This window comes from Sinorhizobium sp. 22678 (assembly GCF_052044265.1).
GTDB lineage: Bacteria > Pseudomonadota > Alphaproteobacteria > Rhizobiales > Rhizobiaceae > Sinorhizobium > Sinorhizobium meliloti_A.
Window position 1 is genome coordinate 125,475 of record NZ_JBQEMS010000011.1, and the last position, 15,345, is coordinate 140,819.

The following is a 15,345-nucleotide window of genomic DNA, read 5'->3' on the forward strand; positions in this document are numbered from 1 at the left end:
TTACGGGCTCTTCCCGGGAGTGCACTGAGAAAAACGGTCCCCGGCATGTCGCTGTCTTCTGCAATCGCCATCGCGCAATCCGCGTTCAGCACCACGGCGCAACAAACCGCCACGGTCTCGAAGAACATTGCCAATTCCGGCAATGCGGACTACTCGCGCCGGATGGCGATGCTCGGGACCACCCCGGGCGGCGCCCAGATCGTTTCGATCTATCGGGCGCAGAACGAGGCGCTCCTCAAGCAGAACCTGATCGGCATCTCGCAGTCCTCCGCGCAGAGCAGTCTCCTGTCCGGGCTGGAGATCATGAAATCGGCGCTCGGCGGCAACGATTACGAGTCGTCGCCCTCCACCTATCTCTCGGCCTTCCGCAACAGCCTGCAGACTTTCGCGTCGACGCCCGGCAATGCGACGATCGCCGCCACGGTGGTGTCGGATGCATCGGACCTTGCCAACTCGATCAGCAAGACGTCGGCCGCCGTTCAGGACCTTCGTCTCGACTCGGACAAGAAAATCGCCGAGGAGGTCGCCAATCTGAACCGCCTTCTCGCGCAGTTCGAGACGGCGAACAACGCCGTCAAGCAGGCGACGGCCGCAGGCACGGACGCGACCGCTGCGCTCGACGATCGCGACAAGACCCTGAAGCAGATATCGGAGCTTGTCGGCATTTCCACAGTCACGCGGGCGAACAACGATACCGTCATCTACACCTCGGGCGGCACCGTTCTCTTCGAGACGCTTCCGAGAGAGGTCACGTTTGCGCCGAAGAGTGCTTACGATGCCACTGTCACGGGCAACGGCATATTCATCGACGGCGTGCCGCTGTCTGCCGGCAGCGGCGCCGATACCAGTGCCCAGGGCAAGCTCGCGGGCCTGCTTCAGCTGCGCGACGACATCGCTCCGAAGTTCCAATCGCAGCTCGACGAGATGGCGCGCGGCCTCGTCACCCTCTTCCGGGAAGGCGGCTTGCCGGGGCTCTTCACCTGGTCGGGCGGAACCGTACCGGTTGCGGGCGCCGTCCAGCCGGGGATCGCCGCGAGCCTTTCGGTCAATCCCGCAGCGAAGGCCAACCCCTTCCTCCTGCGCGACGGCGGCTTCAACGGGGTCGTTTCGAACCCGGATGGCAATGCCGGTTTTACGGACCTGCTCGACGGACTCATCACCGCTCTGGACGGCGACATGGCGTTCGACGGCGCGACCGGGCTCGACGCCACGAGCTCGATCATGGAATTCGCCGCGTCTTCCGTCGGCTGGTTCGAGCAGATACGCAGCGGCGCCTCCAGGGCCGATGACAACAAGGCGGCGCTGCTGGCACGCACGCAGGAGGCGCTCGGCAGCGTGACCGGGGTGAGCATCGACGAGGAATTGTCGCTGCTTCTCGATCTGGAACAGTCCTACAAGGCCTCGGCCAAGTTGATCAGCACCGTCGACGCCATGATGGCGTCGCTTCTCGAAGCCGTGAGGTAATCATGAAGACGTCCTTCGTTTCGAACCTGGCCGTTCAGAACGCCATGCGGCTGACCATCCAACAGGGGCAGGCGGAACTTCTGAAGCTGCAGACCGAGGTGACGACCGGGCGCCATGCGGATGTGGGCCTGGCGCTCGGTTCCTCGGCGGCGCGCTCGGTGAGCCTGCAGCGCGAGCTGGCGCGGCTCGATACGCTCGTCGATACCAATTCCGTCGTCACCCAGCGGCTTGCCGCCTCGCAATCCGCTCTCGCCACGATGGCCGAAGCGGCGCAGCAGGTGCGCAACACCCTCGTCACCTTCAAGGGCAATGATGCCGCCGATCAGCTCGCGATCCAGAAGACCGAAATACAGAGCGCCATGTCGGCCTTCTCTTCGGCGGCGAACCTGTCCTTCAACGGCGAATTTCTCTTTGCCGGCATCAACACCGACGTGAGGCCTTTCGAGGATTATGGCGCTGCGTCGAAGTCGACCTTCGACACCGCGCTCGCCACCTACATGTCGGCCAACGGCATTGCCTCCATGAGCGATTTCACGAAGGCCGAGATGGAGGACTTCATCACCAACACGCTCGAGCCGCTTTATGCAAGCGATGCGCAATGGGCCACGGATTGGTCCAAGGCCTCGAGCCAGAACATGACGAGCCGCATCAGCACGACGGAAGTGGTGCAGAGCTCCACGAATGCGACGACGGAAGGCTTCCGGAAATTCGCTCTCGCCAGCGTGATCGCCCTGGAACTGATGGACGAAAATGTCAGCTCCGAAGTCCGGGCCTATATCGGTGAGACCGCGCTCGGCTATGTCGAGCAGGCCAATACGCAGATCACGGCGGAGCGCAGCACTCTCGGTATTTCCGAAGCGCGCGTGAAAAAGGCGAATACCTCCCTCCAGGCCCAGATCAAGCTGATCAACACACATATTACCGATCTCGAAGGCGTCGACACCTACGAGGCTTCGACACGGATGAACACGCTGCTGACGCAGGTAGAGACCTCCTACACACTGACGGCGCGGATCCAGCGGTTGAGTTTGATAGACTTCCTCTAATGACTAGAGGATGCGGACAAGCATGAGGGATGTCTGAATGTATCAGTTTGCATACGCCGAGATCATGGAGGAAGGCGTAGCCGTTTCCAAGGATCGGGAGAAGCAGGTTCTCGATCGTTCCATCGCGCTCTTGCAGGCGGCGAAGGAAAAGGACGGATACACCCGGGAGGCGATCGAAGCGGTCTACTTCACCCGGCGTCTCTGGATCCGTTTCATCGAAGATCTGCGCGCGCCGGACAACCAGCTCAACGAAGAGCTGCGCGCCAACCTCATTTCGATCGGAATCTGGATTCTGAACGAGACGGAGAAGATCCGCAAACGCGAGTCTTCCAATTTCCAGGGCATTATCGACATAACCACCATCATCAGGGATGGACTGAAATGAAGAGCACACTGCGTATTTCGCTGAAATCGGGCGAAAGGATCTTTGTAAACGGCGCAGTGCTGCGCGTCGACCGCAAGGTCGCGATCGAATTCCTGAACGACGTGACCTTCCTGCTGGAAAACCACGTCCTGCAGCCCGAAGACGCGACGACACCGCTGCGCCAGCTCTATTTCATCGCCCAGATGATCCTGATCAATCCGGAAGGCGCGGACCAGTCGACCGCGATGTTCCGCAAGTCGATCGTCATGCTGCTCAACTGCTTCAAGCACGACGAGGTGCTGGCCGAGCTGAAGCGAATCGACGGGCTGGTCACGCAGGGTCGGGCCTTCGAGGCGCTGAAGGCGATCCGGGGGCTTTATCCGATCGAGGACCAGATCCTCAACGCGCAGGAACTGACGCCTGCGACGGTGGAACAGATACGCAAGGAGATTGCGCCATGGCGGTGAGCGGCGTCAACAACACGTCCAACAGCTACACGCCAACGGTTTCGGCCACGGATTCGGCGGGCGACGCCAGCGCGGCGACGCTCAACTACGAGAGCTTCCTCAAGCTGCTCGTGGCGCAGATGAAGAACCAGGATCCGACGCAGCCGATGGACGCGACGCAGCAGATCGCGCAGCTTGCGACCTTCTCGCAGGTGGAGCAGACGATCAAGACCAACAAGAACCTCGAAAGCCTGCTGCAGCGCACCGCGCTCAGCGAGGCGGACGCCGTGATCGGCAGGACGGTCACCAGCGCGGACGGCAAGACCACTGGCGTCGTCAAGGAGGTGAAACTATACTCCGATGGAATCATCGCGGTGCTCGATACGGGCAAGGAGCTCGTTATCGGTCCGGGCGTCATAATGAAGTGAGTTCCCATGAATGAGGCAGATGCCCTCGACATCGTACAGGCGGCGATCTGGACAGTGATCGTGGCCTCGGGCCCTGCCGTTCTCGCCGCAATGGTGGTTGGGGTCGGCATCGCCTTCCTCCAGGCGCTGACCCAGGTTCAGGAGATGACGCTGACATTCGTGCCGAAGATCCTCGCGGTGATGGTCACCGCCGCCATCTCGGCGCCCTTCGTCGGCGCGCAGATTTCGATCTTCACAGATATCGTGTTCTCGCGAATACAGAGCGGGTTTTAGCTCGGGGAGCGGCGAAATACCCCGCTCTGCCCTGCCGGGCATCTCCCCCGGATACCACCTTCGCGCAAGCTTGGCCCTCTAGGACTCTGCCATACCCTTGGGCAGATCTTACGATCGCTGCCCGCCTCTCATGAAGAGACGGAAGAGACATGGCACAACAGGCGACGCTGACAATCCCGAAACTTGCACCCAAGAGCCGGGACATCGGCTTTGCGCTCGGGATCGTGATGATCCTGTCGATCCTGTTCCTGCCCATTCCCCCCTTCCTGATCGATCTCGGGCTTGCCTTCTCCATTTCGTTCTCGGTGCTGATCCTGATGGTCGCACTCTGGATCCAGCGGCCGCTCGATTTCTCGTCTTTCCCGACGATTCTGCTGATCTCGACCATGATCCGCCTGGCGCTGAACATCGCCACCACGCGCGTCATCCTTTCCCACGGGCATGAGGGCCATGGCGCCGCCGGCGGGGTCATCTCCGGATTCGCCAGCCTCGTCATGTCCGGGGACTTCGTGATCGGTCTCATCGTCTTCCTCATCCTGATCACGGTGAACTTCATCGTCATCACCAAGGGTGCCACGCGTATCGCCGAAGTCGGCGCCCGCTTCACCCTCGATGCGATCCCCGGCAAGCAGATGTCGATCGATGCCGACCTCTCGGCCGGCCTGATCGACGAGAAGGAAGCGCACCGCCGCCGCCGCGAGCTGGAGGAGGAGAGCTCCTTCTTCGGCGCCATGGACGGTGCATCCAAGTTCGTGCGCGGCGATGCGATCGCCGGCCTGATTATTACCGCGATCAACGTCTTCGGCGGCATCATCATCGGCTACCTGCGCCACGACATGGAGATCGGCGAAGCGGCCGACGTGTTCGTCAAGCTTTCCGTCGGCGACGGTCTCGTCTCCCAGATCCCGGCACTGATCGTCTCGCTCGCCGCCGGCCTGCTCGTCTCGCGCGGCGGCACCGCCGGTTCCACCGACCAGGCGGTCGTCGGCCAGCTCAGCGGTTATCCCCGGGCGCTGATGGTCGCCTCCGGGCTGATCGTCCTGCTCTCCGTCACGCCCGGCCTGCCTTTCCTTCCCTTTGCGGCGCTTGGCGGCGGCATGGCTTTCCTCAGCTGGTTCATTCCGAAGCAGATCGAGGCCGAGAAGGCGGCAAAACGGGACGAGGAGGCGGCGAAGGCGCAGCAGAGCAAGGAAAGCGACAAGGATTCGGTCAAATCAGTGCTGAAGACCGCGGAGATCGAGCTGCTGCTCGGCAAGCAGGTCTCCACCAGGCTGCTGGGCGCGCATCAGGAGCTTGCCTTCCGCGTCGGCAAGATGCGCCGGAAGTTCGCCCTCCAATACGGCCTCGTCGTTCCGGAGATCAAGGTCTCCGACGACATCACCATTCCCGACAAGGCCTATCATGTCCGCATCCACGGCACCACGATCGCCTCCAACACGGTCCGCGTGGGCGAAGTGCTGGTGGTTACCGGCGGCGGACGGCGGCCGAGCGTGCCCGGCGACGACATCCGGGAACCGGCTTTCGGCATGCCGGCGGTGTCGATCCTCGAGACGTTCACGGAAGACCTGAAGCGCGAGGGCTTCCACCCGATCGACAACGTGTCGGTGGTGCTGACGCATTTGAGCGAAGTGATCCGCAACAACCTGCCGCAGCTTCTCTCCTACAAGGACGTGAAGGTGCTGATCGAACGGCTCGACCCGGAATACCGCAAGCTCGCGGACGAGATCTGTACCTCGCACATGTCCTATTCCGGCCTGCAGGCGGTGTTGAAACTGCTGCTCGCCGAACGCGTCTCGATCCGCAATCTGCATCTGATTCTCGAAGCCGTGGCGGAGCTGGCCCCGCACGTGCGCAAGACCGAGCAGATCGTCGAACATGTGCGGGTGCGCATGTCGCAGCAGCTCTGCGGCGACCTCGCCGACAACGGCGTGCTGCGCGTGCTGAGGCTCGGCAACAAGTGGGACATGGTCTTCCACCAGGCGCTGAAGCGCGACGCCAAGGGTGAGATCGTCGAGTTCGATATCGATCCGCGCCATCTCGAGGAATTCAGCGAGCAGGCGACGAAGGTAATCCGTGAACATCTCGATCGCGGCATGCCCTTCGTACTGGTAAGTTCGCCCGAATCCCGGTCTTATGTGCGCATGATCATCGAACGCCTCTTCGCCACATTGCCCGTGCTCTCGCATGTCGAGCTCGCCAAGGGACTCGAGATCAAGATCATCGGCTCGATTTCATGATCACCGACCCCGAGGGCACGGTCCTGGCGCTGTTTGCGGCCTTCTGCCGGATCGGAGGCTGCGTCATGATCATGCCGGGCTTCTCGACGGCGCGCGTCCCCATGCAGATCAGGCTGTTCATCGCGGTGGCGCTCTCCATGGCCATCCTGCCGATCATGTGGACGGATATCTATCCACAGGTGACGGGCAAAGGTCACAATTATCTCTATCTCGTCGCGACCGAGACCGCCATCGGCGCCGTGATCGGGCTCGTCGCGCGCTACTATGTGCTCGGGCTGCAGTTTGCCGGCACCGCAATGACCATGCTGATGGGGTTCAGCCCGCCGCCGACGGCGGATGTGCTGGAGGATACGGCAGAAAACCAGCTCACCAGCATGATCGGTTTTGCCGGGCTGATGATTCTCTTCATGTTGGATTTCCACCATGTGATTTTCGAGGCGATCGCGCAGTCCTATCGGGTTATGCCGATCGGCGCCGCCTTCGACCCGCAGGGCACGCTGATCACGCTCACCAATTCGCTCGGTCAGACCTTCATGATCATGCTCCGGCTCGCCAGCCCCTTCGTGATCTACGGCCTGCTGTTCAACGTGGCGATCGGCATGGTCAACAAGCTGGCGCCGCAGATCCCGGTCTATTTCATTTCCCAGCCCTACCTCATCATGGGCGGCCTGTTCCTTCTCTATCTCGGCATCGCCGCGATGCTGCGTCTGTTCGCCGACGGCTTCGCGCCCGTCATGCAGGGTGGCTAGCTCGATGAAGGCGCGGTCGGAAAAGCTGAAACGCCTGGTCGCCGTCCAGCGGCATCTGGAGCGGATGGCCGAAAGCGAAGTGGCCGAGACCGCCCGGCAGCGGACCGAACTTGCCGGAACGATCGACGTCGTGGTCGACGCCATGGGGTCGGCCCATCCGATGCATCGCGTGTTTTCAGGTCACTATGCCTCCCAACTCGGACGCCTCGTGCAGAAGGACCAGATGCTGCTCGGAATCCAGCAGGTGCATGAAGCCCGCATGATGAAGGAACGCGCCAAGGGCGACCGGCTCGAGGAACACATGAAGGACGCCCGGCTGTCGGAGGACCGCGAGGCCGCCGACAATTCGATCCTCGACCTGATCGACCAGCACGTCTCGGGCGGCGCCAGCCTCCGGTAAGGTTGACGGGTGATAATGCTTCAACCGGAGAGCCAGCAAGGGTGGCTTTCCGCTTCACGAACATCGCGTTGCCCGGCAAACGAGATGCCGGCTTCGGCTTTGAGAGGATCTGACATGGCTATTTCTCCGCCCAGCGATCTGGTGATGGACGTCGTCCGCGCGGCCGATCCGGCTGAGGTCCAGGAGGCGCAGGCGCGGCTCAAGGCGAATCGCGCCGCTTTCCAGGCGACCAGCCTCGCAGAAAACGGCGATGGCTTCGCGGCGCACGTTTCTTCGGTGCTTAATTCTTCCGAAGGATCGAGCGGGCTTGGAGACATCAGCAATCGCGCCGAAGCGAAGAAGATCCCGGAGACCTATCGGAAATTCGAGGCGATGGTCCTGCAGAATTTCGTGAAATCCATGCTTCCGAGCGAAAGCGAGAACGTCTTCGGCAAGGGCACCTCCGGCGACATCTGGAAGAGCATGATGGCCGAGCAGATCGGCGACGTGCTCGCCAAGGGCGGCGGGATCGGCATCGCCGATCAGATGGTAGGCGACGGTGCGACCGATCGGGTGAACGCCTCGCTCGACGGCGACAGCCGGAACCTCGCCGCTGGCATGGTCCAGGAATATGAGCGCAAGGCGCTCTCGTCCTTCCTGCCCAACGACGAAAAGAAGAAGCAGGCCTGATGCCGTCGCCCGGACCGCGAAGCGGCCTGGCGAAATACATTCATACCAATGGAAACAAGCGGGCGAAAGAATGCCTGGGCATCGTTCCGCCCGCGCCCTGCGATAGTGCATATGGGAGTTGATTATGGAAGCTGTGGCATCCAACGACCTGCGGATCCAAAATGTTCTCGGCCGACTGGAGATGATCATCGACAATGAGAACAGCCGTATCGGTGCGGACCCCGAATTCGACCTCAAGACCTCGAACGCCCACAAGAGCCGGTGCCTCTACGAGTTGACCATGCTTCATCGCGACGCCGGACCCGGCGAGATCTCGCCGGCCTTCGCCGCGCAGACGCGCCATCTCAGGAGCAAGCTGCAGGTCAACGCGCAAAAGGTGGCGGCGCACCTGGAAGCGGTCCGCTCCGTCGTCGACCTCCTCAAGACCGCCGCCCAGGACGCGGATGCGGACGGCATCTATACCGAAGCACAATTCCGCTACAGCGATTTCTGATGTTGAAGCTTGTCCTTACCGGGGTCTGGGTCTGCGCCGTCACGCTCGGGTCGGTTTATTTTTCGATGCAGCACGCCTCGGCGCCGGTGGTTTCGGATGCGGAGGCGGACCGGCGCGCGTCGCAGGAATATGTCCCCGGTGAGATGATAACGATCCCGTCCATCAAGGACGGTGCGGTGCAGGGTTACTTCCTTGCGAAGCTCTCCTTCTCGGCATCGCGGGAAGGTATCGCCAAGCTGCATGCGCCTCTGCGCCAGCTCGTCACCGACGAGCTCTACGACATGCTGGTGGGCTCGAAGTTCATCGATGTCGCCGATACCGCTACGTTCGATCTGCCCGGCTTCAAGGTTGCGGTCAAGGATGGCCTCAACAGGAAGCTCGGAAGCGAGGTCATTTCGGAAGTTCTGGTCGAGCAGCTTGAATATCTGACCAAAGAGGACGTGGAACGCGTCGCCAACAGCCAGAACCGCCCGTATCAGAAGCCGGTGCCGATCCTCGACAGGAACGGCCAGGCGGCTTCCGACCGACTTCCGGAGAGCGCGGTGCAGGCGACCAGCGCGCACTGACGCCGATAGTGCGGCGCGCCTTGCCGGCGCAGCGTCAGTCCCTGTCGCGATTACCGTCCCGCGTATCGGCCGCGTCGATCCAGGCGGTCAGCCGGCCGATCGCGACGTGGAGAGGATAGAGGCTGGCCGCGGCAAGGCCGGTCTCTCTCCAGAGCCTGAGGCCTACCGGCAGCGATGAGGCCAGCAGCCATAGGGACCTGCAGAGGGTTTTCAATCGCCCGGAGAAAGTCGCATCGCGCTGGTGCTCCATCAGCGTCGAGATCGCACCTTTCTCGAGACTGCGGGCACGCGTCCAGGAAGCCGTCGTGTGATGCGCCGGAACCGACTCCGCCACCCAGGCATCCGCAGCCCAGGCGAAGGAGAAGCCTTTCGCCCTGCACCGGTCGAAAAAATCCGCGTCGCCGATGCCGACGATATTGAGCGCCGGATCCAGGAACGGCTGCGGCATGCCGTCGAGCACCCGTCGCGTGATCAGGACGTTGCCTGCGGAATAGAGGACGGGTACGGGCCCGCTCCCGTGGTAGGGAGGTGCGAAGACGGGGTGCCGCTTCCACGTCTGCTCCTGGGGATGCCCCAGGACGGGAAGCTGCGGACCGCCGACAATGTCCGCATCATGGGCTTCCTGCACCGCCATCAGACCATCGAGCCATTCGGGAGCGGCTATCTCGTCATCATAGATGAGAGCCACGAAGCCGAGGCTCGGAAAGAGCTCGAGAGCGGCTGTCAGTCCGGCATTGCAGGCATGGGCATATCCGCGGCGGCGTGCCACGACGACGGCGGAATCGAAAGAATGGCCGCTTAGAAAGTCTTTTGCCGACCGCGCGCCGGCAAATCCGTCCGCGTCGTTTTCGACGACAATGGTCGCGAGGGGGACATCGGGCCTTTGCGAGACGATGGTCTTCAGCGTCTTGACGAGATGATCCGGACGCCGGAACGTCGGCACGATCACGACGAACTCGATATCCGACGCGTCTTCCAGCTTCGTCTGAAAATGAATGAAACTGTCCTGGCCGTCCGACGTCATCGTCAAAGCCCGCGCCGATTCGATGCAATGAGTACAGCAAATCTTCCTAAACAGAGGTTGAATCCAAAACGGCCTTTCGAATGAGGATTTTACGCCCGGTCTCGGCAATGCAAAAGCCGGAATCGTGGATGCGCCACCCAGGATCCGGGGCTGTCTCTCATCGTGCAAGGAAATTGCCGCACCGAAGCGGATGGCGCTTCCATACGCGCGGGGCACTTGCAATTATGCGTTTGGAACAGCATAGGGCGCATGCAGGCAATCGCCGGATGCGGCTTGATCTAGAGTGTGCCGCGTTCGGGACTAATCGGGAGATACGCCGTGACGACTGTGATTGATGGCAAGGACGTTGCTGCTTCGGTCATCGAAACCGTGAAATCCGCCACGAGCGCACTGGAAAGCGAAACCGGCGTGCGCGCGGGTCTCGCGGTCGTCATCGTCGGGGACGATCCCGCGAGCCACACTTACGTGTCGGCGAAGAGCAGGATGGCGAAGGAATGCGGCTTCCTGTCGGTTCAGCATACGCTGCCGGAGGAGACGTCGCAGGAGGAACTCGCGGCGCTGGTCGCCGAGCTCAATGCGGATCCGTCCATCCACGGCATTCTCGTGCAGCTGCCTTTGCCGAAACACCTCCGCTCGGAACCGATCATCCAGTCGATCCTTCCGGAAAAGGACGTAGACGGACTGCATGTCGTCAATGCCGGCAAGCTGGCGACCGGCGATCTCGAAGGCGGGCTCGTCTCCTGCACGCCGGCCGGCGCCATGGTCTTCGTGCGCCGGACTTACGGCGATGATCTTTCCGGGCTCGACGCCGTCGTCATCGGCCGCTCCAACCTCTTCGGCAAGCCCATGTCCGCCCTGCTTCTCGCGGCCAATGCAACGGTCACGACGGCGCATTCGCGCACCAAGGATCTCGCGGCCGTTTGCCGCAAGGCGGACATCCTGGTGGCCGCGGTCGGGCGCCCCGAGATGGTCAAGGCGGACTGGGTGAAGCCCGGTGCCATGGTGGTCGACGTCGGCATCAACCGCGTCCCGGCGCCAGAACGCGGCGAGGGCAGGACGAAGCTCGTCGGCGATGTCGCCTTCGAGGAGTGTGCGAAGGTCGCAGGCGTAATCACGCCGGTCCCGGGAGGCGTCGGGCCGATGACGATCGCGATGCTGATGGCGAACACGATCATCGCCGCCTGCCGCATGGCCGGCCGCAAGCCTCCGAAATTCTGACTGCCGCTTGGGACTAGACAGTCCATCCCCAACCCCTCCCACCTGTGGGGAGGGGTTGGGGAGGGGGTGAAGCGGCGTAACGATCGCGGCTCTACGTGTTCGGTGCAGGCCCCGTCGAGGCGCGCACGATCAGTTCGGCGCGCCAAAGCTCCTGCTCGGGATAGTCTGCCTGATTGAGTATGCCGCCGATCAGCCGTTTGGCGATGCGTGCACCGGCTGCGCGAAGCGAGGAGCGCGTCGTCGTCAGTGGTATGCTGAAGTTCTCGGGCTTCAGCATCGGCAGGACGTCGTCATGGGCGATGAGCGAGATGTCGGTGCCGATAGTGAGTCCGGCCTGGTTGATCGCGCGCACCGCGCCGAGCGCCAGCACGGTACTGGAACAAAGGACGGCGGTCGGCGGGTTCGGCCGTTTGAGGAAACGCTGCATGCTCCGATAGCCATGCTCGTCGGTCATCGCAGAGTGATGGACGAGCGCATCGTCGAGGTTGAGGCCCTTTTCCGCAAGCGCGCGCACCAGCCCCTTCTTCCGGCGGATGGAGAAGGTGAGGTGTTCCGGCCCGTTGATCAGGGCGATGCGGCTGTGGCCGAGTTGGATGAGAAGCCTGGCGGCGTCGTAGAAGGCGCCGGTATTGTCCACGTCGAGGAAGGGATAGTCCCGGGGACCGCCGATGGAGCGGCCATGCACCACGAAGGGAATGGAAAGAGCCTTCAGCATCTCGATGCGGGGATCGTTTGCGCGCATATAGGCGGTGAAGACAGCGTCGACATTGCCGCTCGCCGCAAGCCGGCGGAATGTCGCCTCCTCGTCTTCGGGCGCACTGGGGTTCAGCACGAAGTGGAAATCGTGCTCGACCGCTTCCTCCGCCAGCCCCGCCAGGAATTCACCGAAATGGATGTCCGAATCGATTCCCGATGCGATCGGCATGACGAGCCCGATCGAATAGGCTTTTCCGGTCGCGAGGCGCTGTGCGGCGCGGTTGGGCCTGTAACCCGTCTCGCGCACCGCCTCCAGCACCCGCGCCCGCGTTTCCGCATTGACCTCCGGATAGCCGTTCAGCGCCCGGCTGACCGTGGTCTGGGACAGACCGAGCAGTTCCGCCAATTGCTTGAGATTGACCGGCATGGCGAGAATCCCTTCCAAAGCGCTTTGAATATCTTTTTCATTTTTCTTGCTTCGGCAAGCACCTCTGATGTCCTGTATCATCGGGATCGGGTTCAAAAAAGCGAAAAACCAGCATCTTGCGCCGCAAAACGTTGCCGCAGAGCAAAAATCCCGCACGATTCCGGACGAGAAGGAAAGCTCTTGACTCTTTCTCTGCAGCGATGGAGTGTTAGCGAGCTCAAAGCGCTTTGAATGCTTCTCCTAGGCGGAGCCATGAATTCGCGCTTTGACATTCGCCCGAGGCGTCCGCCCGGGCTTCTTTTTGGGGAGGACAAGAGGTGAAGAGATCGTTGCTGATCGGCGTGGCCGCATTCGCATTGCTTGCAGGGCTTGCAGGGACTGCGGGCGCCGCCGACCTGAAGTTCAAGCCGGGAGAGGATTCCAGGTTCAACTGGGCGAGCCTGGAGGAGTTCAAGAAAGGTCACGACCTCAAGGGTCAGACGCTCACGATCTTCGGCCCCTGGCGCGGCGAGGACGAGGCTCTGTTCAAGAGCGTCTATGCCTATTTCGTCGAGGCGACCGGCGTGGAGCTCAAATATTCCTCCTCGGAAAACTACGAGCAGCAGATCGTCATCGATACGCAGGCGGGAAGCCCGCCCGATGTCGCAATCCTGCCGCAGCCGGGTCTCATCGCCGATCTGGCCGTCAAGGGCCTTCTGACGCCGCTCGGCGACGACACCAAGCAATGGCTCCTCGACAATTATGCTGCAGGCCAGTCCTGGGTCGACCTCTCCACCTATAACGGCAAGGACGGAACGCCGGCGCTTTACGCCTTCCCGTACAAGATCGACGTCAAGTCTCTGGTCTGGTACGTGCCGGAGAACTTCGAGGATGCCGGCTACGAAGTCCCGAAGACCATGGAAGAACTGAAAGCGCTGACGGAGAAGATCGCGGAAGACGGCGAAAAGCCGTGGTGCATAGGTCTCGGTTCGGGCGGCGCGACGGGCTGGCCGGCGACCGACTGGGTCGAGGACCTGATGCTGCGGACCCAGCCCGCCGAGACCTACGACAAATGGGTGAAGAACGAGATACCGTTCACGGATGCGTCGGTCACGGGTGCGTTGGAGGAGTTCGGCTGGTTCGCGCGCAATGACGCCTTCGTCGACGGCGGTGCAGCGGCGGTGGCGTCGACCGACTTCCGGGACAGCCCGAAAGGCCTCTTCAGTTCTCCGCCGAAGTGCTACCTGCACCATCAGGCCTCGTTCATTCCGTCCTTCTTCCCGGAAGGCAAGGTCGTCGGAGAGGATGCCGACTTCTTCTACATGCCGCCCTATGAAAGCAAAAAGGAGCTCGGCAATCCGGTGCTCGGCGCAGGCACCCTTGCGATGATCACCAAGGACACGCCGGCGGCACGCGCCTTCATCGAGTTCCTGAAGACCCCGATCGCGCACGAGGTCTGGATGGCGCAGACGAGCTTCCTCACGCCTTACAAGAGCGTCAATGTCGACGTCTACGGAAATCCGCCGCTGAAGAAACAGGGTGAAATCCTGCTGAACGCCACGACGTTCCGCTTCGACGGCTCCGACCTGATGCCCGGCAAGATCGGGGCCGGCGCCTTCTGGACCGGCATGGTCGACTTCGTCGGAGGCAAGTCCTCGGCCGACGTCGCGGCCGGCGTACAGAAGGCATGGGACTCCATCAAGTAAGATCCGGTCAGCCGGACGGTGGGGGCATCGTCTGCCTGTTCCTCATTCGGCGGTCCTCCGGCTGGAGGGCCGCCCGATAACAACGGCAGCGGCCGTTATGCAAAGCGCCTGCAGACGCCTGCGAAGGCGCGAGACGGGAGGAATGTGTCATGGAGCAGTTGATTGCTGCCATTCTGACGATGGTGGCCGGCGTTCTGGTCTGCGCAGCCTATTTCTGGAGCACGAATCTCGTTCTCGACTGGATCTTCCCATCCAAGGGCAAGTTCGGTGCCGTCGCCTCGCGCAACCTGCGTATCGCCAACAGCATTCGTCCCTGGCTGTTTCTCGCCCCGGCACTGCTGGCGCTGACGCTCTACCTCGTCTACCCCGTCGTCCAATCGGTCTGGCTGAGCCTTCATGGGCGGGGAGGCCAGAACTTCGTCGGCCTGAGCAACTATTCCTGGATGATCAATGACGGCGAATTCCGCCAGTCGATCTTCAACAATTTCCTCTGGCTTCTCGTCGTGCCGGCGCTTTCGACCTTCTTCGGCCTGATCATTGCGGCACTGACCGACCGCATCTGGTGGGGCAATATCGCCAAGACGCTGATCTTCATGCCGATGGCGATTTCCTTCGTCGGCGCAGCCGTCATCTGGAAATTCATCTATGACTACCGCGCCGCAGGCTCCGAACAGATCGGTCTCCTGAACGCCATCGTCGTCGCGCTTGGCGGCGAGCCGCAGGCCTGGATCACGCTGCCCTTCTGGAACAACTTCTTCCTGATGGTCATCCTCATCTGGATCCAGACCGGCTTTGCCATGGTCATCCTTTCGGCGGCGCTGCGCGGCATTCCGGAGGAGACGATCGAGGCGGCCGTCATCGACGGCGCCAATGGCTGGCAGATCTTCTTCAAGATCATGGTGCCGCAGATCTGGGGCACGATCGCCGTCGTGTGGACGACCATCACCATCCTGGTCCTCAAGGTTTTCGATATCGTGCTCGCGATGACGAACGGGCAATGGCAGAGCCAGGTGCTTGCCAACCTCATGTTCGACTGGATGTTCCGCGGCGGCGGCGACTTCGGCCGGGGCGCGGCAATCGCGGTGGTCATCATGATCCTGGTCGTCCCGATCATGATCTGGAACATCCGCAACGCGACCAGGGAATCCGGGGGGCACTGA

Annotated in this window: 16 protein-coding genes and 1 pseudogene; 15 read left to right on the plus strand and 2 right to left on the minus strand. The window is 62.0% G+C overall.

The genetic code is table 11. The annotated features are described in order from the left end of the window. The first annotated feature begins 45 nt into the window (after positions 1–45). The 12 genes and pseudogenes from flgK (at position 46) to ACTJKL_RS18135 (ending at position 9,135) form a co-directional block, all read left to right on the plus strand. Positions 46–1,464, plus strand: coding sequence for a flagellar hook-associated protein FlgK (gene flgK / locus ACTJKL_RS18080; protein ID WP_440853457.1), 1,419 nt, complete (start codon positions 46–48; stop codon positions 1,462–1,464). A gap of 2 nt (positions 1,465–1,466) precedes the next feature. Continuing rightward, the gene (locus ACTJKL_RS18085) at positions 1,467–2,510 is read left to right on the plus strand and encodes a flagellar hook-associated family protein (protein WP_440853458.1); all 1,044 of its coding nucleotides are present in this window, start codon (positions 1,467–1,469) and stop codon (positions 2,508–2,510) included. A gap of 37 nt (positions 2,511–2,547) precedes the next feature. After that, positions 2,548–2,895 (plus strand): flagellar biosynthesis regulator FlaF, encoded by a 348-nt coding sequence (gene flaF / locus ACTJKL_RS18090; RefSeq protein WP_003529863.1) that lies wholly within the window; start codon positions 2,548–2,550, stop codon positions 2,893–2,895. Next, complete coding sequence (flbT, locus tag ACTJKL_RS18095) at positions 2,892–3,341, plus strand: flagellar biosynthesis repressor FlbT (protein WP_003529861.1); 450 nt, start codon at positions 2,892–2,894, stop codon at positions 3,339–3,341. Before flaF ends, flbT begins: the two co-directional genes overlap by 4 nt. Next, positions 3,332–3,748 (plus strand): flagellar hook assembly protein FlgD, encoded by a 417-nt coding sequence (flgD, locus tag ACTJKL_RS18100; RefSeq protein ID WP_003529859.1) that lies wholly within the window; start codon positions 3,332–3,334, stop codon positions 3,746–3,748. Before flbT ends, flgD begins: the two co-directional genes overlap by 10 nt. 6 nt (positions 3,749–3,754) lie before the next feature. Then, positions 3,755–4,021, plus strand: coding sequence for a flagellar biosynthesis protein FliQ (gene fliQ, locus ACTJKL_RS18105; RefSeq protein WP_018094245.1), 267 nt, complete (start codon positions 3,755–3,757; stop codon positions 4,019–4,021). 149 nt (positions 4,022–4,170) lie between these two features. After that, positions 4,171–6,258 carry a flagellar biosynthesis protein FlhA gene (gene flhA, locus ACTJKL_RS18110; RefSeq protein WP_440853459.1) on the plus strand — a complete coding sequence of 696 codons (2,088 nt, stop codon included), beginning with the start codon at positions 4,171–4,173 and terminating at the stop codon, positions 6,256–6,258. Beyond that, a complete protein-coding gene (fliR, locus tag ACTJKL_RS18115) occupies positions 6,255–7,007 on the plus strand; it encodes a flagellar biosynthetic protein FliR (RefSeq protein WP_440853460.1) in 753 nt (250 codons plus the stop codon). The genes flhA and fliR overlap by 4 nt, the downstream gene beginning before the upstream one ends. A gap of 4 nt (positions 7,008–7,011) precedes the next feature. Beyond that, a pseudogene (locus tag ACTJKL_RS18120) lies at positions 7,012–7,420 on the plus strand (hypothetical protein). 101 nt (positions 7,421–7,521) lie between these two features. After that, positions 7,522–8,076 carry a rod-binding protein gene (locus ACTJKL_RS18125; RefSeq protein WP_018094248.1) on the plus strand — a complete coding sequence of 185 codons (555 nt, stop codon included), beginning with the start codon at positions 7,522–7,524 and terminating at the stop codon, positions 8,074–8,076. Between the two features lie 124 nt (positions 8,077–8,200). Continuing rightward, positions 8,201–8,569 carry a hypothetical protein gene (locus ACTJKL_RS18130; RefSeq protein WP_003529850.1) on the plus strand — a complete coding sequence of 123 codons (369 nt, stop codon included), beginning with the start codon at positions 8,201–8,203 and terminating at the stop codon, positions 8,567–8,569. Continuing rightward, positions 8,569–9,135 carry a hypothetical protein gene (locus tag ACTJKL_RS18135; protein ID WP_275596755.1) on the plus strand — a complete coding sequence of 189 codons (567 nt, stop codon included), beginning with the start codon at positions 8,569–8,571 and terminating at the stop codon, positions 9,133–9,135. The genes ACTJKL_RS18130 and ACTJKL_RS18135 overlap by 1 nt, the downstream gene beginning before the upstream one ends. A 34-nt stretch (positions 9,136–9,169) precedes the next feature. Here the strand turns inward: ACTJKL_RS18135 and ACTJKL_RS18140 are convergent, their stop codons facing one another. Further along, positions 9,170–10,159 (minus strand): glycosyltransferase family 2 protein, encoded by a 990-nt coding sequence (locus tag ACTJKL_RS18140; protein WP_440853518.1) that lies wholly within the window; start codon positions 10,157–10,159, stop codon positions 9,170–9,172. A 318-nt stretch (positions 10,160–10,477) separates the two neighbouring features. On the opposite strand from ACTJKL_RS18140, the gene folD reads away from it, so the two are divergent. Continuing rightward, positions 10,478–11,377 (plus strand): bifunctional methylenetetrahydrofolate dehydrogenase/methenyltetrahydrofolate cyclohydrolase FolD, encoded by a 900-nt coding sequence (gene folD / locus ACTJKL_RS18145; RefSeq protein WP_324762920.1) that lies wholly within the window; start codon positions 10,478–10,480, stop codon positions 11,375–11,377. A gap of 91 nt (positions 11,378–11,468) precedes the next feature. Here folD and ACTJKL_RS18150 read toward each other — a convergent pair whose 3' ends face one another. After that, the gene (locus ACTJKL_RS18150; RefSeq protein WP_440853461.1) at positions 11,469–12,500 is read right to left on the minus strand and encodes a substrate-binding domain-containing protein; all 1,032 of its coding nucleotides are present in this window, start codon (positions 12,498–12,500) and stop codon (positions 11,469–11,471) included. Between the two features lie 317 nt (positions 12,501–12,817). On the opposite strand from ACTJKL_RS18150, the gene ACTJKL_RS18155 reads away from it, so the two are divergent. Both ACTJKL_RS18155 and ACTJKL_RS18160 read left to right on the plus strand, forming a co-directional pair. Then, a complete protein-coding gene (locus ACTJKL_RS18155; RefSeq protein ID WP_440853462.1) occupies positions 12,818–14,185 on the plus strand; it encodes an ABC transporter substrate-binding protein in 1,368 nt (455 codons plus the stop codon). 149 nt (positions 14,186–14,334) lie between these two features. After that, on the plus strand, positions 14,335–15,345 hold the full coding sequence (locus ACTJKL_RS18160) for a carbohydrate ABC transporter permease (RefSeq protein ID WP_003529835.1): 1,011 nt from the start codon (positions 14,335–14,337) through the stop codon (positions 15,343–15,345).